The sequence below is a fragment of the Marinobacter nitratireducens genome, assembly GCF_000708045.1.
Taxonomy (GTDB): Bacteria; Pseudomonadota; Gammaproteobacteria; order Pseudomonadales; family Oleiphilaceae; genus Marinobacter; species Marinobacter nitratireducens.
In genome coordinates this window covers 296,820-319,561 of the sequence record NZ_ANIE01000006.1, presented here as the reverse complement: position 1 = coordinate 319,561, position 22,742 = coordinate 296,820, and the positions used below count along the sequence as shown (strand labels likewise).

General features: G+C 55.7%; 23 protein-coding genes and 1 other RNA gene. 21 read left to right on the top strand and 3 right to left on the bottom strand.

The window, feature by feature from the left end; genetic code table 11:
- The first annotated feature begins 134 nt into the window (after nucleotides 1-134).
- From D777_RS11115 to D777_RS11060, 12 genes are all read left to right on the top strand, one after another.
- A complete protein-coding gene (locus D777_RS11115) occupies nucleotides 135-1,685 on the top strand; it encodes a 2-isopropylmalate synthase (protein WP_036131985.1) in 1,551 nt (516 codons plus the stop codon).
- Nucleotides 1,686-1,714: 29 nt separating this feature from the next.
- On the top strand, nucleotides 1,715-2,521 hold the full coding sequence (locus D777_RS11110; RefSeq protein ID WP_036131982.1) for a hypothetical protein: 807 nt from the start codon (nucleotides 1,715-1,717) through the stop codon (nucleotides 2,519-2,521).
- A 77-nt stretch (nucleotides 2,522-2,598) separates the two neighbouring features.
- Nucleotides 2,599-3,000 carry a ribosomal protein S18-alanine N-acetyltransferase gene (rimI, locus tag D777_RS11105; protein ID WP_264673440.1) on the top strand — a complete coding sequence of 134 codons (402 nt, stop codon included), beginning with the start codon at nucleotides 2,599-2,601 and terminating at the stop codon, nucleotides 2,998-3,000.
- Between the two features lie 86 nt (nucleotides 3,001-3,086).
- Nucleotides 3,087-4,667 (top strand): peptide chain release factor 3, encoded by a 1,581-nt coding sequence (gene prfC / locus D777_RS11100; RefSeq protein WP_036131977.1) that lies wholly within the window; start codon nucleotides 3,087-3,089, stop codon nucleotides 4,665-4,667.
- A gap of 34 nt (nucleotides 4,668-4,701) precedes the next feature.
- Nucleotides 4,702-5,487, top strand: coding sequence for a TatD family hydrolase (locus tag D777_RS11095; RefSeq protein WP_036131975.1), 786 nt, complete (start codon nucleotides 4,702-4,704; stop codon nucleotides 5,485-5,487).
- A gap of 201 nt (nucleotides 5,488-5,688) precedes the next feature.
- Complete coding sequence (rplM, locus tag D777_RS11090) at nucleotides 5,689-6,117, top strand: 50S ribosomal protein L13 (RefSeq protein ID WP_036131973.1); 429 nt, start codon at nucleotides 5,689-5,691, stop codon at nucleotides 6,115-6,117.
- A gap of 12 nt (nucleotides 6,118-6,129) precedes the next feature.
- Nucleotides 6,130-6,522 carry a 30S ribosomal protein S9 gene (rpsI, locus tag D777_RS11085; RefSeq protein WP_036131971.1) on the top strand — a complete coding sequence of 131 codons (393 nt, stop codon included), beginning with the start codon at nucleotides 6,130-6,132 and terminating at the stop codon, nucleotides 6,520-6,522.
- Nucleotides 6,523-6,764: 242 nt separating this feature from the next.
- Nucleotides 6,765-7,358 carry a ubiquinol-cytochrome c reductase iron-sulfur subunit gene (petA, locus tag D777_RS11080; RefSeq protein WP_036131969.1) on the top strand — a complete coding sequence of 198 codons (594 nt, stop codon included), beginning with the start codon at nucleotides 6,765-6,767 and terminating at the stop codon, nucleotides 7,356-7,358.
- A complete protein-coding gene (locus D777_RS11075; protein WP_036131967.1) occupies nucleotides 7,358-8,590 on the top strand; it encodes a cytochrome b in 1,233 nt (410 codons plus the stop codon). The genes petA and D777_RS11075 overlap by 1 nt, the downstream gene beginning before the upstream one ends.
- On the top strand, nucleotides 8,590-9,348 hold the full coding sequence (locus tag D777_RS11070; RefSeq protein WP_036131965.1) for a cytochrome c1: 759 nt from the start codon (nucleotides 8,590-8,592) through the stop codon (nucleotides 9,346-9,348). Before D777_RS11075 ends, D777_RS11070 begins: the two co-directional genes overlap by 1 nt.
- 106 nt (nucleotides 9,349-9,454) lie before the next feature.
- Nucleotides 9,455-10,087, top strand: a complete 633-nt coding sequence (locus tag D777_RS11065; protein ID WP_036131963.1) for a glutathione S-transferase N-terminal domain-containing protein — start codon at nucleotides 9,455-9,457, stop codon at nucleotides 10,085-10,087.
- 54 nt (nucleotides 10,088-10,141) lie between these two features.
- Complete coding sequence (locus D777_RS11060) at nucleotides 10,142-10,549, top strand: ClpXP protease specificity-enhancing factor (protein ID WP_227501749.1); 408 nt, start codon at nucleotides 10,142-10,144, stop codon at nucleotides 10,547-10,549.
- A 42-nt stretch (nucleotides 10,550-10,591) separates the two neighbouring features.
- Here D777_RS11060 and D777_RS11055 read toward each other — a convergent pair whose 3' ends face one another.
- From D777_RS11055 to D777_RS11045, 3 genes are read right to left on the bottom strand one after another with little or no spacing between them, the layout of a single operon-like run.
- Entirely contained in the window at nucleotides 10,592-11,182 is a 591-nt protein-coding gene (locus D777_RS11055; RefSeq protein ID WP_036131958.1) for a D-sedoheptulose-7-phosphate isomerase, read from the bottom strand.
- Nucleotides 11,183-11,191: 9 nt separating this feature from the next.
- Complete coding sequence (locus D777_RS11050) at nucleotides 11,192-11,557, bottom strand: YraN family protein (protein WP_036131956.1); 366 nt, start codon at nucleotides 11,555-11,557, stop codon at nucleotides 11,192-11,194.
- Between the two features lie 21 nt (nucleotides 11,558-11,578).
- The gene (locus D777_RS11045; RefSeq protein ID WP_051669069.1) at nucleotides 11,579-13,435 is read right to left on the bottom strand and encodes a penicillin-binding protein activator; all 1,857 of its coding nucleotides are present in this window, start codon (nucleotides 13,433-13,435) and stop codon (nucleotides 11,579-11,581) included.
- Nucleotides 13,436-13,572: 137 nt separating this feature from the next.
- On the opposite strand from D777_RS11045, the gene rsmI reads away from it, so the two are divergent.
- The 9 genes from rsmI to mraY all read left to right on the top strand — a co-directional run bounded on the left by rsmI (nucleotide 13,573) and on the right by mraY (nucleotide 22,739).
- Nucleotides 13,573-14,466, top strand: coding sequence for a 16S rRNA (cytidine(1402)-2'-O)-methyltransferase (gene rsmI, locus D777_RS11040; protein ID WP_036132061.1), 894 nt, complete (start codon nucleotides 13,573-13,575; stop codon nucleotides 14,464-14,466).
- Between the two features lie 54 nt (nucleotides 14,467-14,520).
- An RNA gene (rnpB, locus tag D777_RS17675) (RNase P RNA component class A) lies at nucleotides 14,521-14,871 on the top strand.
- Between the two features lie 300 nt (nucleotides 14,872-15,171).
- Nucleotides 15,172-15,624 carry a division/cell wall cluster transcriptional repressor MraZ gene (gene mraZ, locus D777_RS11035; RefSeq protein ID WP_036131954.1) on the top strand — a complete coding sequence of 151 codons (453 nt, stop codon included), beginning with the start codon at nucleotides 15,172-15,174 and terminating at the stop codon, nucleotides 15,622-15,624.
- The gene (gene rsmH, locus D777_RS11030) at nucleotides 15,621-16,604 is read left to right on the top strand and encodes a 16S rRNA (cytosine(1402)-N(4))-methyltransferase RsmH (protein ID WP_036131952.1); all 984 of its coding nucleotides are present in this window, start codon (nucleotides 15,621-15,623) and stop codon (nucleotides 16,602-16,604) included. Before mraZ ends, rsmH begins: the two co-directional genes overlap by 4 nt.
- A 2-nt stretch (nucleotides 16,605-16,606) precedes the next feature.
- Nucleotides 16,607-17,011, top strand: a complete 405-nt coding sequence (gene ftsL, locus D777_RS11025; protein ID WP_036131950.1) for a cell division protein FtsL — start codon at nucleotides 16,607-16,609, stop codon at nucleotides 17,009-17,011.
- A gap of 77 nt (nucleotides 17,012-17,088) precedes the next feature.
- A complete protein-coding gene (locus D777_RS11020; RefSeq protein ID WP_051669068.1) occupies nucleotides 17,089-18,792 on the top strand; it encodes a peptidoglycan D,D-transpeptidase FtsI family protein in 1,704 nt (567 codons plus the stop codon).
- Between the two features lie 4 nt (nucleotides 18,793-18,796).
- Entirely contained in the window at nucleotides 18,797-20,281 is a 1,485-nt protein-coding gene (locus D777_RS11015) for a UDP-N-acetylmuramoyl-L-alanyl-D-glutamate--2,6-diaminopimelate ligase (RefSeq protein ID WP_036131947.1), read from the top strand.
- Nucleotides 20,278-21,669: a UDP-N-acetylmuramoyl-tripeptide--D-alanyl-D-alanine ligase gene (locus tag D777_RS11010; protein WP_036131946.1), complete on the top strand. Its 1,392-nt coding sequence runs from the start codon at nucleotides 20,278-20,280 to the stop codon at nucleotides 21,667-21,669. Before D777_RS11015 ends, D777_RS11010 begins: the two co-directional genes overlap by 4 nt.
- Nucleotides 21,654-22,739 carry a phospho-N-acetylmuramoyl-pentapeptide-transferase gene (gene mraY, locus D777_RS11005; protein ID WP_036131944.1) on the top strand — a complete coding sequence of 362 codons (1,086 nt, stop codon included), beginning with the start codon at nucleotides 21,654-21,656 and terminating at the stop codon, nucleotides 22,737-22,739. Before D777_RS11010 ends, mraY begins: the two co-directional genes overlap by 16 nt.
- Nucleotides 22,740-22,742 lie beyond the last annotated feature (3 nt).

The following is a 22,742-nucleotide window of genomic DNA, read 5'->3' as shown; positions in this document are numbered from 1 at the left end:
AACCCCAGCATCCCCGATGCTGGGGTTTTTTATTGCCTGAAAAACTCCACGGAGCTCGGATTCTGAGCGTTTCAAGAAGTGATATACTGCCGGGGATAACCAAAACCAACGTTTCTTCTGATGGGAGCTCTGCAATGACCGCAACCGATCACCTGGTCATTTTCGATACAACCCTCCGTGACGGCGAGCAAAGCCCGGGCGCTACCATGAATAAGGCGGAGAAACTCCGTATAGCCAAGGCGCTGGAGAAGCTTCGGGTTGACGTGATTGAGGCGGGATTTGCGATTGCCAGCCAGGGTGATTTTGACGCGGTCAAATCCATTGCCGAGACCATTAAGGACTCCACGGTTTGCAGTCTTGCTCGCGCACTCGACAACGATATTGATCGTGCTGCAGAAGCAATTCGACCGGCAGAGCGGGGGCGCATTCATACCTTCATTGCAACATCCCCCATCCACATGAAGCACAAGTTACAGATGGAGCCGAATCAGGTTATTGAGCAGGCTGTCCATGCCGTTAAACGCGCTCGCGGCCATGTGGACGATGTTGAGTTCTCTTGCGAAGACGCGGGGCGGTCCGAACTGGATTTTCTCTGTCGCATCATCGAAGCGGCAATTGATGCTGGCGCCAGAACGATCAACATCCCTGATACCGTTGGCTACGCCATTCCCGACCAGTTCGGTGAGACAATTCGGCAACTTCTGAACCGTATTCCGAACGCCGACAAGGCGATTTTCTCGGTGCATTGTCACAACGATCTGGGGCTTGCAGTCGCGAACTCACTGGCGGCTGTCACCAGCGGCGCGCGTCAGGTCGAATGTACAATCAATGGCCTGGGCGAACGGGCAGGCAATGCCTCGCTTGAAGAAATCGTCATGGCCGTGCGTACCCGTCAGGACCTGTTTAATATCGATACTCGCATTGATACCCAGCACATCGTGCCCGCCTCCCGTCTGGTGTCCACCATTACGGGTTTTCCGGTTCAGCCCAACAAGGCCATCGTTGGAGCTAATGCCTTCGCTCATGAATCAGGTATTCACCAGGATGGTGTCCTCAAGCATCGTGAAACCTACGAGATCATGCGAGCGGAGGACGTTGGCTGGCATACCAACAGTCTGGTCCTTGGCAAACACTCCGGCCGGAACGCGTTCCGGACTCGCCTGCAGGAACTTGGTATCCAGTTCGACACCGAGACAGAGCTTAACGAAGCCTTCACCCGCTTCAAGGCACTGGCTGATCTCAAGCACGAAATATTCGACGAGGACCTGCAGGCAATTGCGAGTGATACCCTTCAGGAAGAGGAAGAGGGGCGTTATGGTTTGGTTTGCATGCAGGTCTGTTCCGAAACCGGTGTAAAGCCCAAAGCACATTTGACACTTATGGTGGACGGCAAGGAACACACCGTTGAAGCGGAGGGCAGTGGGCCCGTAGACGCCACGTTCAAGGCCATAGAATCGCTTGTTGACTCGGGGTGTAACCTGCAATTGTATTCGGTTAACGCCATTACCAGTGGCACCGATGCGCAGGGTGAGGTAACTGTTCGTTTGGAACGGGGAGGCCGTATCGTCAACGGTATCGGTTCTGATACGGACGTGATCATTGCTTCCGCGAAAGCCTATGTGGAAGCTCTCAACCTGATTAGCCGCAGTGGTCTGCGACAGCACCCGCAAGTGGCTGACGTGTAGCCATTGCCTGGAATGCACTGGATATCTCAATGACTCATACGGAAGCTGAACGGCAGTTCTATCTGGGCATGGCAGGGGTCAGCCTCTGGTATGCCCGGGAACATTTGCCTGGGGCTGCGCCGAGTCCGGAGTTTGTGTTTCCGGAGGAGGTGTCGACCCCCGTGCCGGAACCGGGGGTTCAACCGGTAGCGCGGGAATTTCCGCGTCCGGTAGCTGCAGAGGTATTGCCGACAGGCCCGGGTGGGGCACATGGAAAGCCCGATTTGCAGGCGCTGATGGTTGGCGGCAAGGAAAGCAAAGTCCCGGAGCCAAAGCCGGTTTCTGAGACTGAGTCTCGCGCGCTACCAGAGGTTGCGGGTGGCTCGAGCGAAGATTCTGCTGGGGTAACCGATGTTGTTGCCCGGGCGGAAGCGATCCCTCTCAATCTGAAAGCCTGGGGAGGGAACCGTTTCTGCCTCGCTTGCGGGCTCGCGGACGATGCAAGCAATCGATTACAGGAGACGCTTGCTCTCAATATTATGAAGAGCATCGGTGAAGTCGCACCCTCTGCCTTGGGCCCATTGCGCTGGCCGGTGTTCAATAACGTCAAAGTCCCCGGCAATTCGTCATCCGACCTGGCGAGCGTGATGTCGGATGTTTTTACCGCGTTCAAGGGGCGAACTCTGATCCTTCTGCACTCAGGCGATGAATCCAGTACCGGGAAAATCGAGCAGCTTCTGCTGGACGCCGGGCTTGATCAAGGCCTGGTTTACCGACATTCTCTCGCAGAGCTGTCGTCCAGTCCTGAGCTCAAGCGGGCGTTGTGGAGCCAGCTAAGACCATTGGCTGCGGGCTGATGTCCGGCGGGCGGGAATTTGAACATGTTAGGAGAGCTGACTTCAGGGTTAGGAGGCTTGTCCCCGAGGATTTACCAATGGTGCTTGATATCGAGCGTCAGGGTTATTCCTTCCCCTGGTCTGAATCTGTTTTCCGGGACTGTTTCAGGGATAACTATCGGCTCTGGGCTCTGGTGTCAGGCGAATGCCTGACCGGGTACGCCGTGGTCGCCTATATGTTCGATGAGGCACACCTGCTTAATATCTGTATAAGCCCTAAGATCCGTGGGGCGGGTGCGGGGCGGCTGTTGCTGCGTCACCTTCTCGCTGAGTCCTCCAGAGACGGGATGGAGCAGATGATTCTTGAGGTTAGGGTAAGTAATGACGTGGCTTCGGCCCTCTATCTCAGTGAAGGGTTTTCCGAGATTGGCGTACGTCCTAACTATTATCCGGCGGCTGATGGCAGAGAGGATGCCCGGGTCATGGCTCTGGCGGTCTGACCCGGTCACCGTTGTTCGCGTAATGCTCACTTACCCCCTATAATAGCGGGCTTTCCAGTACACCCGAATCAGGTTATTTTCTCATTATGTCCAGCCTTTCCCAGGAAGTGGCTCAACGCCGCACCTTCGCCATTATTTCTCACCCGGATGCCGGTAAGACAACCATCACCGAGAAGGTGTTGCTGTTCGGTCAGGCGCTCCAGAAGGCGGGTACCGTCAAAGGCAAGAAGTCTGGTCAACATGCCAAATCTGACTGGATGGAGATGGAAAAGGAGCGTGGTATTTCCGTCACCACCTCGGTGATGCAGTTTCCCTATGGGGGGAAATTGGTGAACCTCCTGGATACACCGGGCCACGAAGACTTCTCTGAAGATACCTACCGGACCCTCACGGCCGTCGATTCCTGTCTGATGGTGATCGACAGTGCGAAAGGTGTTGAGGAACGGACTATCAAACTGATGGAAGTTACCCGCCTCCGTGATACGCCGATCCTGACGTTCATGAACAAACTTGACCGGGATACCCGGGATCCGATCGAACTCATGGACGAGGTTGAGGACGTTCTCAAGATTGCCTGTGCACCGATTACCTGGCCAATCGGAATGGGTAAGGGCTTCAAGGGTGTTTATCACTTGCTGCGGGATGAGGTTATTCTCTACCAGACCGGGCAGGGCCACACCATTCAGGAAAAGCGCATCATCAGCGGTCTCGATAACCCGGAACTGGATGACGTGATCGGCAGTTACGCTTCTGATCTTCGGGATGAGATTGAGCTGGTTAAAGGTGCGTCCCATGAGTTTGATCAGGAAGCGTTCCTGGCTGGCGAACTGACGCCGGTCTTCTTCGGGACGGCGCTGGGTAACTTCGGTGTCGACCACATGCTGGATGGCCTGGTCGAGTGGGCGCCAGAGCCCCAGCCGCGGGAAACCGATCAACGCCTGGTCGAGCCTGCGGAAGATGGATTCTCCGGGTTTGTGTTCAAGATTCAGGCGAACATGGATCCCCAGCACCGGGATCGGGTTGCCTTTCTGCGCATCGTCTCGGGCAAATACAGTCATGGCATGAAAGCCCGCCATGTCCGTATTGGCAAAGATGTCCGCTTCTCGGATGCACTAACCTTTATGGCAGGAGATCGGGAGCATGCGGCAGAGGCATTTGCCGGCGATATTATTGGGCTGCACAACCACGGGACGATCCAGCTTGGCGATACGTTTACCGCCGGTGAGGACATCAAGTTCACCGGTATCCCGAACTTCGCTCCGGAATTGTTCCGCCGTATTCGTTTGAAGGACCCGCTGAAGGCCAAACAGCTGCAGAAAGGCTTGATTCAGCTGTCGGAAGAGGGGGCTGTGCAGGTTTTTCGCCCAATGCGCAATAATGATCTTATCGTAGGCGCGGTTGGCGTGCTCCAGTTTGATGTGGTGGTTAGTCGTCTCAAGAGTGAATATAAGGTCGAGGCAATTTATGAGCCGATCAATGTGGCAACGGCACGATGGGTGACCTGTTCGGACGAGAAGAAACTGGACGAATTTCAGCGCAAGAACAACGATAACCTGGCTCTCGACGGAAGCGACCGTCTCGCCTACATTGCGCCCACAATGGTTAACTTGAACCTGGCTCAGGAACGTTATCCCGATATCCAGTTCCATAAAACCAGGGAGCACTGATCCCTTAGTTGGATACAGTTGGGGGGAGGCCAGCATGAGGTTTGTCGATGCCCACTGCCATTTTGACTTTCCCCGGTTTGACGGGCTCCGGTCCGACGAACTGGCCTCGGCGAGACACGCCGGGATGGTGGCTCTTGTCATTCCGGGCGTTCGACATGCCGACTGGTCGAGAGTGCGTGAAGTCGCCCGATCTTTCCCCGACGTTTTTTATTGTCTCGGTATCCATCCCTGGTACATCGATGAGCACAATGACCGCGATCTGGATGAACTGGCGCGGATGCTGGAGCAGCGACCGGAACGTTGCGTGGGAATTGGCGAATGTGGTCTTGACCGGTTAAAAGGTAATGTGCCGCAACAGTTGCCCTGGTTTGAAGCTCAGGTAGACATTGCCGCCAAGTGCGATTACCCGCTGATAATCCATTCAGTAAAAACGCACGATGATGTGTGCTCAGTGCTGAGGCGGCGCGGCTGGAATGGACGGGCCTTGCTGCATGGTTTCTCGGGCTCCTATGAGCAGGCCAGAAAGCTTGTGGATCTTGGCTGTTATATCGGGGTGGGTGGTGTTATCAGTCACTCAAGAGCAAGGAAAACACGAGAGGCCATCTCCCGGCTTCCTGACGATGTACTGGTCGTGGAGACGGATGCGCCGGATATGGCTCCCGAGGGCGTCCAGAAGGGAAGGAATTCGCCCGTCTTTCTACCGGGCATTATTGAGGTGCTGGCTGAACTCAGAGGAACTTCGGTCGAAAAGCTGTCGCCAGTATTGCTGGAGAATGTGTGCCGTCTTTACGGTTGGAAATCTTCCCCGCTCCGGGCATAAGGGAATAGCGAAACACTTGGGCTCAGGGTTGGCTTTCTTGGGTGGTTCGAGTATACTTCGCGCCCTGGCTTTTCAAGGCGATGTCACTATCTCAGCCCCGAATGGTGTCACTGCCGACTTATATACAGGTAAATGCCTCCCCGATTACGTGCGTGAGCGGTGGTGGTAAACGTTTCTTTTATAGCGTTCAAGGCGGAATCAATGAAGACTCTGAGTGCGAAACCAGAAACAGTAAAACGTGACTGGTACGTTGTAGACGCAGCCGGCAAGACGCTGGGTCGTCTGTCAACCGAAATCGCCCTTCGTCTGCGGGGCAAGCATAAAGCTGAGTACACCCCTCACGTGGACACTGGCGACTACATCGTGGTTATCAATGCCAGCCAAGTGCAGGTTACCGGCAAAAAGGCATCTGCAAAGATGTACTATAGCCACACCGGCTTTCCAGGTGGCATCAAGTCCATCAATTTCGAGAAGCTGGTAGACAAGGCTCCCGAGCAAATTATCCAGAAGTCTGTCAAAGGCATGCTTCCGAAGGGTCCGCTCGGCCGCGCCATGTTCAAGAAGCTGAAAGTCTACGCCGGCGCTGAGCATCCTCATGCAGCCCAGCAGCCCAAAGAACTCGACATTTAACGGAAGGCGGATATGTCTGTAGCACAAAATTACGGTACTGGTCGCCGCAAGAACTCCACGGCTCGCGTCTTTATCAAGCCGGGTAGCGGTAACATCACTATCAATGGTCGTACTATCGAAGAATTCTTCGGTCGTGAGACTCTGCGCATGATCGTTCGTCAGCCGCTGGTGGTTGCTGAGTCTGTCGATCGTTTCGATATCAACATCACTGTTAAAGGTGGTGGTACTAGTGGTCAGGCGGGTGCAATTCGCCATGGTCTGACCCGTGCACTGATGGACTATGATGAGACTCTGCGTCCGGCTCTGCGCAAAGCGGGTTATGTTACCCGTGACGCCCGTGAAGTCGAGCGTAAGAAAGTGGGTCTGCGCAAGGCGCGTAAGCGTCCTCAGTTCTCCAAGCGTTAATATCGCTGGAGCAGAACCCAGGAAAACCCGGCCTATGGTCGGGTTTTTTTGTGTTCGGCTGAAATGTCTGCAAATTGATCTGGAGCAGGGAAGGGCCGCTGCGGGCGGCTTTCCGACTTGTAAGGCCCTGGTAATTTCATTACCATTTGGGCGCTTATATTTTTGGGTTGTGAAGTCCTTATAAGATGCACCTTGCCTGCTTTGGAGTGGGCTGTGACATCGCCTGATGGGAGAAAACCATAATGAGTAATGGCGACGTGAGCCAAGGCCGACGCCGGTTCCTGATCGGCGCTACGTCCGTGGTCGGTGGAGTCGGCGTCGTCGGTGCGGCAGTCCCTTTCGTGGCATCCTGGAATCCCAGTGCCAAAGCGGAAGCGGCTGGTGCGCCGGTAACCGTCAATGTCAGTAAGATCGAACCAGGTCAACAGATTACCGTCGAATGGCGCGGTAAGCCTGTCTGGATCGTCCGCCGTACCGAGGAGATGTTGAAAAACATCGAGAAGTTGAACGATGCGGTGAAGGACCCTCAGTCCGAAGAGCCGCAGCAGCCTCAGTACATCGAGGGCGTGTACCGCGCTCTGAAGCCAGAATTTGCGGTACTTGTTGGGCTCTGTACGCATCTTGGGTGTGTGCCCTCCTATCGACCTGAAGTGGCGCCAGCCGACTTGGGCGAAGATTGGTTGGGTGGTTTCTTCTGTCCGTGCCACGGCTCCCACTACGATCTGTCTGGCCGGGTATATCAGGCACAGCCTGCTCCACTGAACCTCGAGGTTCCGCCTTATCGCTTTGACGATGATGCGACCCTCACGATCGGTCTTGACCCGGAGGCAGCGTAATGCAGAAGTTAATTCAGTGGGTGGACGAGCGTCTGCCGATCGTTGATGCCTGGAATAATCACCTGGCCAAGTATTACGCGCCGAAGAATTTTAACGTGTGGTACTTCTTTGGCTCTCTGGCCATGCTGGTTCTGGTTAACCAATTGGTAACCGGTATCTGGCTGACCATGAGTTACAACCCGTCAGCGGAAGGCGCATTCTCTTCCGTTGAATACATCATGCGAGATGTAGAGTGGGGCTGGTTGCTCCGCTATCTGCATTCCACCGGGGCCTCGGCGTTCTTTATCGTGGTCTATCTCCACATGTTCCGTGGCCTGATGTATGGCTCTTATCAGAAGCCTCGCGAGTTGATCTGGATCTTCGGTATGCTGATATATCTGGTTCTGATGGCAGAAGCCTTTATGGGCTACCTGCTGCCGTGGGGTCAGATGTCATACTGGGGCGCCCAGGTAATTGTTAACCTGTTCGGTGCGATTCCGGTCATTGGCGATGATCTGTCTTTGTGGATTCGCGGTGATTATCTGATCTCGGGTATTACCCTGAACCGCTTCTTCGCGCTTCACGTTGTCGCGCTGCCGATCGTTCTGTTGGGTCTCGTTGTTCTGCACATTCTGGCCCTGCACGAAGTGGGTTCAAACAACCCTGACGGTATCGACATCAAGAAGAACAAGGATGAAAACGGTATCCCGAAAGACGGCATTCCGTTCCATCCGTACTACTCCGTCCACGATCTGGTGGGTGTTGCGGTGTTCTTCTTTATTTTCTTCGTTGTGGTGTTCTTCTTCCCTGAAATGGGCGGTCTGTTCCTGGAGAAACCAAACTTTGAACCTGCTAACGCTCTGAAAACACCTGCTCACATTGCACCGGTTTGGTACTTCACGCCTTTCTACGCAATGCTGCGTGCGGTGACGGTTGATCTGTTTGGTTTGCCGGCCAAGTTCTGGGGCGTTGTAGTGATGGGCGGTGCCATTGCGATCCTCTTCGTTCTGCCATGGCTGGATCGTAGTCCGGTACGTTCAATTCGCTATAAGGGCTGGTTGAGCCGCATCGCACTGATCATTTTTGCCATCAGCTTTGTGATCCTTGGCTATCTTGGCCTTGTCCCGGCGACGGCGGGGCGTACTGCGCTGGCTCAGGTTCTGACCGTGCTGTACTTCCTCTACTTCATTCTGATGCCGTTCTATACGCGCATGGAGAAAACCAAGCCAGTGCCAGAGAGGGTGACAGGATAATGAGAAAGCTGATTTTTGGTCTTTTCATCGCAATCCTGCCGGCCTTTGCGCTGGCAGCCGGTGGGGCAGGGGTCCCGATGGACCACATTGAAACCGACCACACAAACAAAGAGTCTCTGCAGCGTGGCGTGGCCTTGTTCTCGAACTACTGCCAGGGTTGTCACTCTACGGAGTACGCGCGTTACAAGCGTGTGGCCGAGGATCTCGAAATCCCTCTGGACCTTTACACCGACAATCTTATCTTCACTGGCGCCAAAATTGGTGAGCTGATGAAGAATTCCATGAGCAAGGACATGGCTGCAGGCTGGTTCGGTGCTCCACCGCCGGATCTGACTCTGGAAGCCCGCCTGCGTGGCGAGTCCTGGGTGTATTCGTACCTGCGTGGATTCTACAAGGACGAATCCCGTCCGCTCGGTGTCAACAATGTCGTTTTCCCGAACGTAGGTATGCCGCACGTGCTGGTTGGTTTGCAGGGACTGTGTGCGGTTGAGCCGCACATCGGCGTTGCGCCTTCTGTTGAGCCGCTGAGTGGCAATATCAACAACGCGGATGCATGTCCGGAGTACGCGTTGGAAGGAAGTATGACGCCTGCGGAGTTTGATCAGGCGATGTACGATCTGACCAATTTCCTGTCATACATGGCGGATCCGGTGAAGGTTGAGCGTGAGCGTCTGGGGATTTTCGTACTGATTTTTGTTGCGATCTTCTTCGTCTTTGCTTACCTGCTCAATCGTGAGTACTGGAAGGACGTGCACTGAGAAATAGGGTATAATCCCGTCTCCTGAGTTCCAGCGACCATAGCTATGGTCGCTGGAATTTTGTTTTTCAGGATTATTTCAGTTTGTTTACTCGTGAGGTAGCTCTATGGGCGTTGTGACCAAGCGGTCATCAATGACGTTTTTTTCGGATCCTTCCAGCCAGTACAGTCATCGTGTACGTATCGTATTGGCGGAAAAGGGTGTAACTGTTGATATCGTTGATGTGGATCCGGACAGCCCACCGGCAGAGCTCGCTGATCTGAACCCGTATAACGCTCTGCCTACTCTGGTAGATCGTGATCTGGTGCTCTATGAGCCGAATATCATGATGGAGTATCTGGACGAGCGATTCCCGCATCCTCCGCTGTTGCCGGTGTATCCGGTTGCCCGGGCAAACAGTCGTCTGATGATGCATCGCATTCAGAAAGACTGGTGCGGACTGGTTGATCAGATTCTGGCGCAGCCGAGCGCCAAAGCTTCTGATGCGGCTCGCAAGGAACTACGCGAGAGCCTTTTGGCCACTGCGCCACTGTTTGGTGAGATGCCGTTCTTCCTGTCTGAAGAGTTTACCATTGTAGATTGCTGCATTGCTCCGATCCTGTGGCGGTTGCCGGCTCTGGGTATCGATCTTGGTGATGACAAGCAGGTAAAACCACTTCTGAAATATATGGACAACATCTTCAGTCGTGAAGGTTTCAAGGCCAGCCTGTCTGATCTGGAAGAAGACATTCGTAGCTGATTTGGACCCTGAAGTTCAGGCAGGAGAGTCGTAATGTCGGAAAGCAATGTCACCATGACGTCCAGCCGCCCATACCTGGTGCGGGCGTTCAATGAGTGGATTCTGGATAATGATTGCACGCCGTACATTGTGGTGGATGCGGGTATTCAGGGAGTTCAGGTGCCTACTGAGCACGTTGCCAACGGGCAGATCGTCCTGAATATCAGTCCGGGGGCCGTTCGTGGCTTGGTGGTTGGAAATGGCGCGCTCGAGTTCAGCGCCCGATTCGGTGGCGTGCCTATGCAGGTATTCATTCCGCTGCAGGCTGTGATGGCGATTTATGCTAAGGAAAACGGCGAAGGCATGGTCTTCGGCAGTGAGCCTGGATCCCCAGACCCGGATGGTCCGGGAGAGAAAGAGACTCCGCCGCCGTCTTCAGATGAGCGTCCGTCAGGTCGTCCTACCCTGAAGGTTGTCAAATAAGCCTTCTGTCGAACGAAAAAGGCCAGCAATCGCTGGCTTTTTTTATCCGCCAAAGAGTTTGCTGTCCACAAGTCCGCACAGAGCATTAATGATCAACAGAAGCAGCGGAGTTGCTTCCGTGGGGGGGAGATCGTGCAATGCAATCTCGTGATCCTCCGAGTGCATCAGTGACGTAATATCGGACTTTTCCCGGGCACTGAGAACCATAACGCTCATCTCCCGGTCGTGTGCCGCCTGAATGGCCTGAATCAGGTTGGCCTTGTGCCCATCGTCAACGATGACAAAAAGCAGATCGCCTGGTTTGCCAATGGCGCGTACCTGGCGAGAGAAGGTGTCGTTGAATCGGTTGTCTCTGCAAATTGCCGAGTAGGTCGTTGCGTCTGCTCCCAGGTTAATCGCGGGCAGCGCTGGTCTGTCCTGATCGAAGCGATTCAGTAGTGCGGTGCAGAAATATTGGGCCAGAATGTTGGCGCTGCCATTCGCGCAGGTAATGATCTTGCCGTCTTGTAACAGGGTGCCGACAAAGGCGTCTGCAACTGCCTCAATGGATGGGCCAACGGTGCTTGCCGCCTGTGCAGTTTGTTCCATGTGGGTGGCAAACCATTGATTTATCTGTTGTTCAGTATCAATCATTACCGTCTTCTATCCTGCCTGAATTGCGTTTCGGATCCATTGTACCCGGTATTTTTTGATGGTACCCGGCGAGATCGCGACAACATCAATGCGACTTTCTGCGTTCCAAAGACCGTGCTTATGAAGGTAGAAGGAAGCCGCTTTGAGAAGGCGTTTCTGCTTTGGGTAATTCACGGAGCTGGCCGGATCGCTCAGGCTGCCGCTGCCTCTGTAGCGAACCTCAAAAAAGATCAGCGTATTTTTTTCGTATCCAATTAGGTCGAGTTCGCCGCCCCGGTTGTAGACGTTGCGATCGATGATTCTTACGCCACGACTTTTCAAGTATCGCTCCGCTACGCCCTCATAATGGGCGCCCACTGCCCGTTTGCCATCCATGGCGGGATATCCGTTAGTTGATCAGGTTTCTGGCATTTCCTCGACAGGAGCCTCTGAGGCGGGAGTGGTGTTCTCCAGCAGGGCGGGCTGGCCCCTTTGGAACTGCGCCCATAATTGCTTGCGGTGGACGCTACCTTCTCTGGTCATTGTCAGTTCGCCGGTGTAGCCATTCAGCGATGCGGTTTCTACTTGCCGAAGCAATGGCAGACGTTTGCTGAGTTGCCAGGCATCCGCACCCATGGCAAACAGGCGCCCGAGTTGCCCCCGGGTGCCGGACAGATGTTTGTCGGCCTGGGTTTTGAGTTGGTCTGGCTGGCCCAGAGTCCAGGGGATGTCTGTAAAGATAACGTTCTCCAGGTCACGGTCGCGGGATGGATCCGGCGTGCCCTCGTAGACGATCGATGGCGAGTATACAGGTAGTTCACCACCGAAATAGAAGGCGAATAGTGGTTTGAATTGGCGCGCAATCGTCGGGTTGGCAACCATCACAATCGCCTCCGCATCCTGCCTCAGGCGAGGCTCAAATTCCACATTCAGCCCAATGGTTCGTTCAACCTGGATGGCTCGATTCCTGGAGACGGTGATGCCCAGTAAGTCGGCGGTCACTGCCCGTAAATTGTCATCCGGGAAGAAGCGCTCAGTATCCAGAACGATGCCGCCATTCTCCGACATTCTTTGTAGCAGCGCGGCTTCGACGCGATCTCCCCATTCGCCCTGAGGAATGAGCACCAGGACATCGCGGATGTTTTGTTGCGTAAGTCGGTTTGCTATCTGCCTGGCCTCGTCCTCGGCTGACAGCCCGAATTGGTAGAGTCCGTCCGGTGCCCGGGTTTCTGCTGGCAGATAGTTGAGGCCGAGTGTAGGTACCGGAAGGGTGTTCATGGAAGCCAGGTCAGTCAGTGCCTCCTTTTCCAGCGGTCCGATAATCAGGTCGACGCCTTGTCTGACGAGGTTTTGATAGATTTCGCGGAATGGTTGGTTGGAGGTGTCTACAACCCGTATATCGGTGACGCTGCGATCAACGGTTGAGTCCTGGTAATAGGCCGCTATAAACCCATCCCGGATGGCCTTGCCCGCGGATGCCAGGGCGCCCTCCAGGGGCAGAGCCAGGGCAATCTTTTCCGGGCGGCTTTCAGATAGGGATGCGATCAGTTGCAGTTCCGAGGGTAACACTTGAGCAGCGGGGTGCCCTGGCCAGTTATTCTGCCAGCGGCGAATGATCCGGCCCTGTTCGTCGAGCTCCGTGCCAGGGTCCCGTAGTGTGGAGGCAAGCTCAAGCCAGCCTTGGGTCTCAAAGCCGATAGCCTTGGTGCTGGCGCTTGCCAGCTTGGCCTCTGAAGATGACTTCAGTAATTGCCAGATTTTGTCGTGCAGTTTCTGAGGGTTTGCTGAGCTGTCAGTCTGCGCAAGCAGAATGAGCGTCATTGCCGCACTGGTGCGGTCGTTGGCAAGACTGTAGGTTTTTGCCTGCAGCTTTGCCGCTTTGGCGAGCAACTCTGGAGGATAGCCGATGAAACTGTCTGGTGAGAGATTGTTGGCTATTTTCTCTGCCCAGGCGCTGTCTTGAAGAGCGTCGGCGCTGGCCATGGCCATCAGCCGTTGTTGGCTGTCCAAGGGGGCGTTGAGTTGCGCCAGTAACTCGCTTTGGAGTACCTTGCTGGCATCTGCGTGGTTGCCCTGATCCTGAAAGCGGCCCGCGATCCGGAGAAGGTAGCGTTGCGCGGTCTCCCGGTTCGATTCCTGGCTGGCCAGTTCCAGGGCTTGCTCAGGTGTTGCTGCGATGTGGGATTGCAGATTCACGCTGGCGCACCCGGCTGATAGCAGGGCCACCGTGAACACAGCGGCAAAGGCTCGGTGGTTGAATCGATTCTTGGTCATGGTTGGCAAAACTACTCCGGGTGAATGGGCTCGGGACCGCCGACAGGTACGGGGGCAAGTTTAACAGCTCCGGGGTCAATTCACATGACGTAAGTGTCATGCATTGGATGGATAAAGCAGGCAGAGAGGCGGGAAATTTGAATTCCGAATTGACAGGCGTGGGCGTTGGGACTGACAGCGATGAATCCCGTGGCACGCTTTATATAGTGGCTACGCCGATCGGTAATCTGGATGACCTTTCCCCGCGGGCGGCACGAATTCTGTCGACGGTTTCGGTTATTGCTGCAGAGGATACCCGGCATACCACACGGCTGCTTCAGCATCTTGGTGTGCAAAAGCGGATGGTTGCGTTGCACGACCACAATGAGCGCGCCCGAATGGGTGTTGTTCTTGAGGAGCTCGAAGCCGGCAATAGTGTTGCTTTGGTGTCTGATGCCGGAACCCCGCTGATATCGGATCCCGGCTACGTGCTTGTGCGCGAGGCGAGAAACCGGAATCTGCCTGTTTCTCCCATTCCGGGCGCCTGTGCATTTATTGCTGCGCTCAGTGCGGCAGGGCTGCCGACGGATCGTTTTCTTTTTGCGGGCTTCCTGCCGGCCAAGCGATCCGGGCGAAAGGGCATTCTTGAGGGTTTGCAGGACGAATCCGCAACGCTGGTGTTCTATGAATCCCCTCACCGAATCCTGGACACTGTTCAGGATCTGGTTGATGTGTTTGGTGGCCAGAGGGAGGTGGTTCTGGGCCGCGAACTCACCAAAGCTTTTGAAACGTTTTATTCCGGGGAGGCGAAAGAGGTTTTGGGGGCTTTGCAGGCCGACCCTCATGGAACTCGTGGCGAGTTTGTTGTTATGGTTCGTGGTGCAGACTCTCAATCGGGAGATGATGAGGCTGGCGCCATCGAGGTGGACCGGTTGATCTCGGCTCTGGTTGGCGAGTTGCCGGTCAAAAAAGTGGCGAAGATCGTGGCTGGCCTGACCGGGAAGTCCAAGAACGAGCTCTACCAGCGGGCTCTGGCGTTAAAACCGGACTGAGTGGTGTGGCCGGTTTTTCTTGCAAGGTTGTAGTGACAGGAGTATCTTCACCGCCGAGCTCGCCAGACAGTCGCCGCCGGTTGAACCGGGGGAGGAAAGTCCGGGCTCCGCAGGGCAAGGTGCCAGGTAACGCCTGGGCGGCGCGAGCCGACGGACAGTGCAGCAGAAAGTAAACCGCCTAAGCGCCTTCGGGCGACGGTAAGGGTGAAATGGTGCGGTAAGAGCGCACCGCGTGACTGGCAACAGTTCACGGCGATGGTAAACCCCACCTGGAGCAAGACCAAATAGGAATCCAATGGCGTGGCCCGCGCTGGATTCGGGTAGGTTGCTTGAGGGCTGTGGTGACGCAGCCCCTAGATGAATGACTGTCCAAGACAGAACCCGGCTTATCGGCGAGCTCATTTTTTAACCACTGTGATTTCTATCGTTCTCACATTCCTTCCGTTATAGCCAAATAATCTTAAACCTCACTTGCCATCTTCAGAACTTTTTGCAGGTGGTTGATTTTCCTTCTTTTCTTTTCCGTAATCTCCGCGCACTCCTGAATGTGTGTTCGTAACCTCTTGTCATAAAAGGAACTTTCGCAACTGTGGTGCCGTTGACGGCGCTTGCATTGTGATTTGCGTGTTTCTATAGTGTGCAGAAGTGGGAAAAAGTGGTTTGAAGTGGTTTTTTGTGGATTTCGAACCCTCAGAGAAGGCATAAATGAGCAATTTTCTCGGCAGTCATGCCATCAATATGGATGCGAAGGGTCGCCTGGCGATCCCCGCCAAGGTGCGCGAAGAGCTCGCGCAGTCCTGTGGTGGGCGCATTGTATTGACCGCGAATGCCGATGAAGAGCGCTGTCTTCTGATGTATCCAGAGCCGGAATGGGAAGAGCTGAGGCCGAAAATTGAAGCGCTTCCAAATATGAATAAGGCCGCACGGCGCCTGCAGCGATTACTCCTTGGTAATGCTGCGCCAATGGAAATGGATTCGGCTGGCCGTATCCTTGTTCCGCCGACGCTGAGGAGCTATGCCCACCTTGAGAAAAAGCTCATGTTGATTGGTCAGGGAAAAAAGCTGGAGCTCTGGAGTGAGGAGCGTTGGTTTGCCTGGCTGGATGAATCTTCCGATGACGATGACATGCCGCCAGAGATGGAGGCTCTTTCCCTATGACCTCCGGTAACAGGCAGGAGGGCGAGTTGGGGTATTCGCACCGCTCGGTTCTCCTGGACTCGGCGGTTGATTATCTGGTCAACGACCCCGCTGGAAACTATGTCGACTGCACCTTTGGGCGTGGTGGTCATTCTCGTCTCATTCTTGGGCGCTTGGGCGAACAGGGCAGTTTGCTCGGAATCGACAAAGATCCAGAAGCCATTGCTGTGGCAGAAAGCCTGGCTGTGGAGGACGCACGTTTTTCCTGGTTCCACGGCTCGTTTGCTGAGATTGGGCTGGCCCTGGATCGGCGCGACTGGGACGAGGTCAACGGTGTGTTAATGGACCTGGGGGTGTCTTCACCTCAGCTTGATGACCCAGCAAGGGGATTCAGTTTTATGCGAGATGGTCCTCTGGATATGCGGATGAATCCGCAGCAATCGCCCAGCGCCGCAGAGTGGCTTGCTGAGGCTGATGAGAAGGACATCGCAGATGTGATCTGGCGATACGGAGAGGAGAGGTTTTCCCGCCGTATCGCCCGTTTGATTGTGGCGCGTCGTGAGGAGGAATCCATAGAAACAACGCGTCAGCTTGCTGAGTTGGTCAGTGAGGCTGTGCCCAAAAAGGAAAAGCACAAGCATCCTGCAACGCGAACGTTTCAGGCGATCCGGATTTTTATCAATCGGGAGCTGGAGGATCTGGAAGCGGGGCTGCAATCGGCCGTTGATCGACTCAAGCCTGGTGGTCGCCTGGTTGTAATCAGTTTCCACTCGCTGGAAGACCGGTTGGTCAAGCGATTCATGCGGGACCTGGCTCGGGGGCCAAAGTTGCCGCGGGGTATCCCGGTAACCGCAGATCAGGAAGTTTCGGCTTTTCGCCTGATTGGCAAGGCAAGCAAAGCCAATGCAGAAGAAATTAGTGACAACGTTAGAGCCCGGAGTGCGGTCATGCGCGTGTTAGAGCGCACCGGGGCAAGCAACACGACGCAGGGGAGTGCGTGAGTATGGGCGCCGTAGCCATCGAACAACCGACCAGGTCGGCGAGACTCAGCAAGCAGAAAGTCCGGGACGGAGTAGCGACTGCTGTCAGGATTTCGCGTCGCGTCTTTGAAGCGACGAAGCAGCGCAACGTTCTGGTGTCACTGGTGCTGGCGGTGCTGCTTTTGACCTCGGCCATTGGCGTGGTTGCCGGAGCCTATGAAAACAGAAGCCTTTTTAACACCTTATCCCATCTGCAGGGGCAGCGCGACAGCTATCAGCGTGAGTGGAGTCAGCTGCTTTTGGAGCAGAGCGCGCTGAGTGCTCACGGGCGCGTGGAGAAGCTTGCGGCTGAGCGCTTTGACATGGTGGTTCCCGGACGTCAGGACATTGTTCTGGTGCCTCTGATGTCACCGGTTACGGCACAGTAAATAACAGCGGATAGAAAACAATAACCGTCAGGGTGAATGCATTGTCCGGTCAGGGAAAACAGACAACGTGGAGGCAGATGCTGGCGCAGGGCCTTGAAGCCTGGCGCTTCGGCTGCGTGCTGGGCGTTTTTCTTCTGGTCGTTGCGCTTCTGGGCTGGCGGTTGGTGGATCTGCAGGTCGTCGACAACGATTTCCTGCGCAAACAGGGTGATGTTCGGACAATTCGGGTGGAGAGTATTGATGCCCACCGGGGTGTTATCTCGGATCGCCACGGTGAGCCTTTGGCGGTGAGTACGCCGGTCCAAACCATTTGGGCAAATCCGTCCGAGGCGGATCCTGAGGAAGCCCGGCTGAGCAATCTCGCTCGGGTACTCGATGTCAATGAAGCCGGACTGAGAAATCGCCTCAGGGAATACTCGGGACGTGAATTCATTTACTTGCGTCGCAAAGTTCAGCCTTCCCTGGCTCGCAAGGTGATGGCTCTCGATATCGATGGCATCTATGCGCGTCAGGAGTACCGTCGTTACTACCCGGCTGGGGAAGTAACCGCTCACATCGTGGGCTTTACCAACATTGATGAGTATGGTCAGGAAGGTATGGAGCTGACCTACAACCAGTGGCTGTCCGGTGTGCCGGGGCGCAAGCGGGTTCTAAAGGACAACCGGGGGCGCGTCATCAAGGATCTCAGCCTGATTCGGGATGCCAGCCCCGGTCGTAACCTGGATCTCAGTATTGATCTTCGTCTCCAGTACCTTGCATACCGGGAACTGAAAGCCGTAGTCAACGCGCACGACGCCAACGGCGGAACGCTGGTCATGCTGGATGTCGACACCGGTGAGGTGTTGGCCATGGTGAATCAGGGGTCATACAACCCGAACGATCGTAGTCAGCTGGCTGCGGAGAATCTCAGGAACAAGGCGATTACGGATCTTTTTGAACCGGGCTCCACCATGAAACCCATCACGATGGCTGCTGCTCTGGAAACAGGCAAATACGACGTGAACAGCACCATCGATACGTCGCCGGGTTATCGGCGTTTTGGTCGTTTCACCATTCGGGACCACCGGAACTATGGCGTCATGGATCTGACCAAGATTATTGCCAAGTCCAGTAACGTAGGAATGAGCCGCATCGCGACCGATATTGGCGGCGATGTCATCCGCGACCTGTATAGCCGGGTTGGTCTCGGGCAGCCGACGGGTATCGGGTTTCCGGGTGAGGCGGTCGGTGTACTGCCCGCTCCCCCGAAGTGGCGCCCGGTTGAAGAGGCGACGCTTTCCTATGGGTATGGTTTGAGCGTTACAGCATTGCAGCTTGCGCAGGCCTATATGGTGATCGCGAATGGCGGTATCCGATATCCGCTAAGTCTGCTCAAGCTGGACGATAAGCCGGAGGGGCAACGTGTCATTTCTGAGAAGGTGACGCATGAGGTCCGGAATATGTTGCACGAGGTGGTCACTAATGGTACCGGCTCGCGGGCGAAGACCGGGCTTTATTCGGTTGGCGGGAAAACCGGTACCGTTCACCTGGTCGGTAAGCAGGGATACGAAGACAGCGAGTATAAAGCCATATTCGCTGGTATGGCGCCCATTGATAACCCGAGAATCGTTACGGTTGTGGCCGTTGATGCGCCGCACTCTGGTGAATACTACGGCGGTGAGGTAGCCGCACCGGTATTTGCCAGGGTCATGAGTGACGCTCTGCGACTGTTGAATGTGAAGCCTGAGTTGGAGGTTGGCAAGGTGGGAGCACCTGGTCAGGTTCCTGGAGAGCGAGGGTAAGGCTATGTGCATCACATCTCTCAGCACGTTGTTACACGGTATTGTGGACGTACCTTCGGTTTTTGATGTCACGATTCATGGCCTGCGAACGGACAGCCGGGAGGTTGTTGGGGGCGATGCCTTTGTGGCACTGGCAGGGAGTAACACGCCCTCCAACCACTACTTGAAAGACGCAGTAAAAGCGGGCGCAACGGTGGTCTTGCTGGAATCAGAGTCACCGGGAGAGTGCCATGAGTACAGTGGCGCCCTTGTGGTTCCCGTGGTTGGCTTACGTGGCTGGCTGGGAACCATAGCCGACCGCTTTTTTGAGCATCCTTCGCAGAGAATGCGATTGATCGGGGTAACCGGCACAAACGGGAAAACGTCGGTAACTCAATACATCGCACAGCTTTTGAAGGAAACAGGGACTCCATGCGGTGTTCTGGGCACCATTGGTTACGGGATGCCGGGGGCATTGCAGGAAGCTTCACATACCACGCCGGATGTGGTTCAGGTAAACCGCATTCTATGGCGGATTCTGAACCAGGGTGGACGGGCTGCTGCGATGGAGGTGTCATCCCATGCCTTGGATCAGGGTCGGGTGGACGACCTGAAAATGACCGGTGCGGTGTTTACCAACCTGACCCGGGACCACCTGGATTACCACGGTTCCATGGAAGCCTATGGTGAGGCGAAGGCAAAGCTGTTTACGCGCGAAGGCCTCCACTTTTCAGTGATCAACTTTGATGACCCATTCGGGCGCCAGCTGTTTGAGCAGTTGGAGGGTAAGTGTGATCGGATACGTTACAGCCTCCATGAGGCTCAGACTGAGCTCTGGCTGCGGTCGTTCACCCCGGCGGGCGAGGGTTTCCGTGCGGAAGTCGATGGCCAGTGGGGCGGGTTCGAGATTGCGTCTTCTCTGATGGGGAGCTTTAACGCCAGCAATGTGCTCGCTGCCATGGCCGTCGTGCTTACCCTTGGTGTGCCGGTGGAGCGGGTTCAGGCGGCCGTGAAAGAGCTTGTTCCGCCCCCAGGGCGCCTTGAACTATTCACCGGCTCCACTGGCAAACGGGTGGTCGTGGATTATGCCCATACCCCGGATGCACTCGCCAACGCACTGGCAGCCTTGCGGCCGCACGTCAGTGGGAGGTTGATCTGTGTATTTGGCTGCGGAGGGGATCGCGATCGGGGTAAGCGACCTGAAATGGCGCGTGAAGCGGAATCCCGGGCTGACGTTGTGATTGTGACCGATGATAACCCCCGTAATGAGGACGCACCGGCAATTGCGGCCGACATATTCACTGGTTTCTCCTCGCCGGAGGCAGTGGCTCTGATTCATGACCGGGCGGAGGCGATTGAGCGGGCGATTTCAATGGCTGACAAGAGCGACCTGGTCCTGATTGCCGGCAAAGGCCATGAGACCTATCAGGAGGCAGCGGGCCAGAGGGTTCATTTCAGTGATTCCGAACAGGTACGCCTTGGCCTGAACCTGAATGGAGGTGTGGCATGATGCGCGCCTTTTCGCTGGCCGAAGCTGCCGGATGGATGAATGCGTCCGTTGGCGATGAGCGCTGGGCTTCGCTCAGATTTACCGGGGTATCGACGGATACGAGAACCCTGGGCGAGGGGCAGCTGTTTGTGGCGCTTCGTGGAGAAAACTTTGATGGCCACCGGTTCCTTAAGATGGCGCAGGAAAAAGGTGCCTTGGCGGCCGTGGTTGATACGCCGGAGCCCGGGCTGGATTTCCCGCAGCTGGTCGTGGCAGACACCGTCGAGGCGCTCGCTCAGCTGGCTGCCGGTAATCGTCGGGAAAGTCATGCTCGACTGGTCGCTGTTACGGGTAGTAGTGGGAAAACGACGGTCAGGGAAATGACCGCAGCGATCCTGATGCAAATGGGTGAGACCCTGGCAACGAGTGGCAACTTGAACAATCACATCGGTGTGCCTCTAACGCTGTTCAGGCTCTCGCCGAAGCATCGGTTCGGGGCGATTGAGTTGGGCGCCAGCGGTCTGGGGGAGATTGCTCATACCGTGGAAATTACCCGCCCGGAGGTGGCGATTCTCACTAATGCTGGAACTGCCCACCTCGAAGGGTTCGGCAGTTACGAGAACATCGTCCGGGCAAAAGGCGAAATCATTGAGGGAGTTTCGGAGCAGGGACTGGTGGTTCTCAACCGGGATGATCCCGCCTTTGATCAGTGGAAGGCGCGAGCAGGAAGTCGACCGGTGGCCAGTGTCAGTCGCCAGGGTTCGTCCGGAGCGACATACACCGCTGAGGTGCAAAGTACCAATGGTGCCGGGTTGGAATTTACGGTCACGGGGCCGGCTGGTTGGACCTGCAGGATCGCGTTGGCGCTTGAGGGCGATCACAACATTACTAACGCCCTGTTGGCGGTGGCAGCCACCCGGCAACTGGGGGCTACCGACCAGAACATTGTTGATGGACTGGCTTCCGTGATTCCGGTCCGGGGCCGCCTGCAAAGCGTGCAGGTGACGCCCGATATCACGGTGATTGACGACAGTTACAACGCAAACCCGGCGTCGATGATGGCCGCAGTGCGGGTTTTATCGGGAAAGCCGGGAGAACGAATCGCGGTTTTCGGAGCCATGGCTGAGTTGGGCGCGACCGCGATGGAGTTACACGAGAAAGTCGGGCGTTGCGCACGTGACGAGAAGATTGATCGGTTGATAACCGTCGGCCCGGGGTGTGATGGATACGCCAGGGGGTTCGGGCCGGAAACAGAAATGTTCCAGGCTCATGAAGACGCAGTCGAAGCGATTATCAGCTCAAATAAGTTGCCGATGACGGTGCTGGTGAAAGGTTCTCGAAGTTCTGCCATGGAGCACGTGGTGGAGGGAATACAGGAAAAGGTGAATAACTCATGCTGCTCTGGCTGACAGAGGTTCTATCGCAATACTTCTCCGCTCTGACGGTGTTCCAGTACCTGACGTTGCGGGGCATCCTCGGCACGCTGACGGCACTGCTGATTTCACTGCTGATTGGTCCGTTCATGATCCGGAAGCTCAGCCAGTATCAGATCGGTCAAGCGGTGCGGGATGATGGTCCCCAAACGCACCTGAGCAAGGCGGGTACACCGACCATGGGCGGGGCGTTGATCCTGGTAGCCATTGGAATCAGCACTTTGCTCTGGGCCGATCTGAGCAATCGCTATGTCTGGGTCACCATCCTGGTCACCATGCTCTTTGGCGCTATCGGCTGGGTCGATGATTACCGGAAGGTTGTCGAGCGGAACCCCCGAGGGTTGCCTGCACGCTGGAAGTATTTCTGGCAGTCCGTCATTGGGGCGGGAGCCGCGATTGCTCTGTACTTCAGCGCGTCGCTGCCCCAGGAGACGTCGCTTTACCTTCCGTTTATCAAAGAGGCGTCACTGACGCTGGGACCGGTGGTGTTCATCCTGCTGAGTTACTTCGTGATTGTGGGCAGCAGTAACGCGGTGAACCTCACCGATGGCCTCGATGGGCTCGCCATAATGCCCACAGTCATGGTTGCCGGTGCACTGGCAATTTTTGCCTATGTCTCAGGCCATGCACAGTTTGCGAATTACCTGCTGATTCCCCACTTGCCCGGAACCGGTGAGCTGATTGTTTTCTGTGGCGCAATTGTGGGCGCCGGGCTCGGGTTCCTCTGGTTTAACACCTACCCGGCGCAGGTTTTTATGGGGGATGTGGGTGCGCTGGCGCTGGGCGCGGCCCTCGGTGTTGTAGCCGTCATTGTCCGTCAGGAAATCGTGTTGTTCATCATGGGCGGTGTGTTCGTCATGGAAACGGTCTCGGTCATCCTGCAGGTCGGTTCATTCCGCCTGACCGGGCGCCGTATTTTCCGCATGGCGCCCCTTCATCATCATTTTGAGTTGAAGGGTTGGCCGGAGCCACGAGTCATCGTGCGGTTCTGGGTTGTCACCGTTGTGCTGGTGTTGATTGGGCTGGCCAGCCTCAAGATTCGATAAGGT

Excerpts from the sequence above, each read along its gene's own strand:
- rpsI (WP_036131971.1), top strand. The coding sequence starts at position 6,130 with ATGTCTGTAGCACAAAATTACGGTACTGGTCGCCGCAAGAACTCCACG.
- D777_RS11010 (WP_036131946.1), top strand. The coding sequence starts at position 20,278 with ATGATGCGCGCCTTTTCGCTGGCCGAAGCTGCCGGATGGATGAATGCG.
- mraY (WP_036131944.1), top strand. The coding sequence starts at position 21,654 with ATGCTGCTCTGGCTGACAGAGGTTCTATCGCAATACTTCTCCGCTCTG.
- D777_RS11015 (WP_036131947.1), top strand. The coding sequence starts at position 18,797 with ATGTGCATCACATCTCTCAGCACGTTGTTACACGGTATTGTGGACGTA.
- rsmH (WP_036131952.1), top strand. The coding sequence starts at position 15,621 with ATGACCTCCGGTAACAGGCAGGAGGGCGAGTTGGGGTATTCGCACCGC.
- D777_RS11055 (WP_036131958.1), bottom strand. The coding sequence starts at position 11,182 with ATGATTGATACTGAACAACAGATAAATCAATGGTTTGCCACCCACATG.
- D777_RS11115 (WP_036131985.1), top strand. The coding sequence starts at position 135 with ATGACCGCAACCGATCACCTGGTCATTTTCGATACAACCCTCCGTGAC.
- rplM (WP_036131973.1), top strand. The coding sequence starts at position 5,689 with ATGAAGACTCTGAGTGCGAAACCAGAAACAGTAAAACGTGACTGGTAC.
- D777_RS11070 (WP_036131965.1), top strand. The coding sequence starts at position 8,590 with ATGAGAAAGCTGATTTTTGGTCTTTTCATCGCAATCCTGCCGGCCTTT.
- D777_RS11110 (WP_036131982.1), top strand. The coding sequence starts at position 1,715 with ATGACTCATACGGAAGCTGAACGGCAGTTCTATCTGGGCATGGCAGGG.
- D777_RS11045 (WP_051669069.1), bottom strand. The coding sequence starts at position 13,435 with ATGACCAAGAATCGATTCAACCACCGAGCCTTTGCCGCTGTGTTCACG.
- D777_RS11065 (WP_036131963.1), top strand. The coding sequence starts at position 9,455 with ATGGGCGTTGTGACCAAGCGGTCATCAATGACGTTTTTTTCGGATCCT.
- rimI (WP_264673440.1), top strand. The coding sequence starts at position 2,599 with ATGGTGCTTGATATCGAGCGTCAGGGTTATTCCTTCCCCTGGTCTGAA.
- D777_RS11060 (WP_227501749.1), top strand. The coding sequence starts at position 10,142 with ATGACGTCCAGCCGCCCATACCTGGTGCGGGCGTTCAATGAGTGGATT.
- prfC (WP_036131977.1), top strand. The coding sequence starts at position 3,087 with ATGTCCAGCCTTTCCCAGGAAGTGGCTCAACGCCGCACCTTCGCCATT.
- D777_RS11050 (WP_036131956.1), bottom strand. The coding sequence starts at position 11,557 with ATGGATGGCAAACGGGCAGTGGGCGCCCATTATGAGGGCGTAGCGGAG.
- mraZ (WP_036131954.1), top strand. The coding sequence starts at position 15,172 with ATGAGCAATTTTCTCGGCAGTCATGCCATCAATATGGATGCGAAGGGT.
- D777_RS11020 (WP_051669068.1), top strand. The coding sequence starts at position 17,089 with ATGCTGGCGCAGGGCCTTGAAGCCTGGCGCTTCGGCTGCGTGCTGGGC.
- petA (WP_036131969.1), top strand. The coding sequence starts at position 6,765 with ATGAGTAATGGCGACGTGAGCCAAGGCCGACGCCGGTTCCTGATCGGC.
- D777_RS11075 (WP_036131967.1), top strand. The coding sequence starts at position 7,358 with ATGCAGAAGTTAATTCAGTGGGTGGACGAGCGTCTGCCGATCGTTGAT.
- ftsL (WP_036131950.1), top strand. The coding sequence starts at position 16,607 with ATGGGCGCCGTAGCCATCGAACAACCGACCAGGTCGGCGAGACTCAGC.
- D777_RS11095 (WP_036131975.1), top strand. The coding sequence starts at position 4,702 with ATGAGGTTTGTCGATGCCCACTGCCATTTTGACTTTCCCCGGTTTGAC.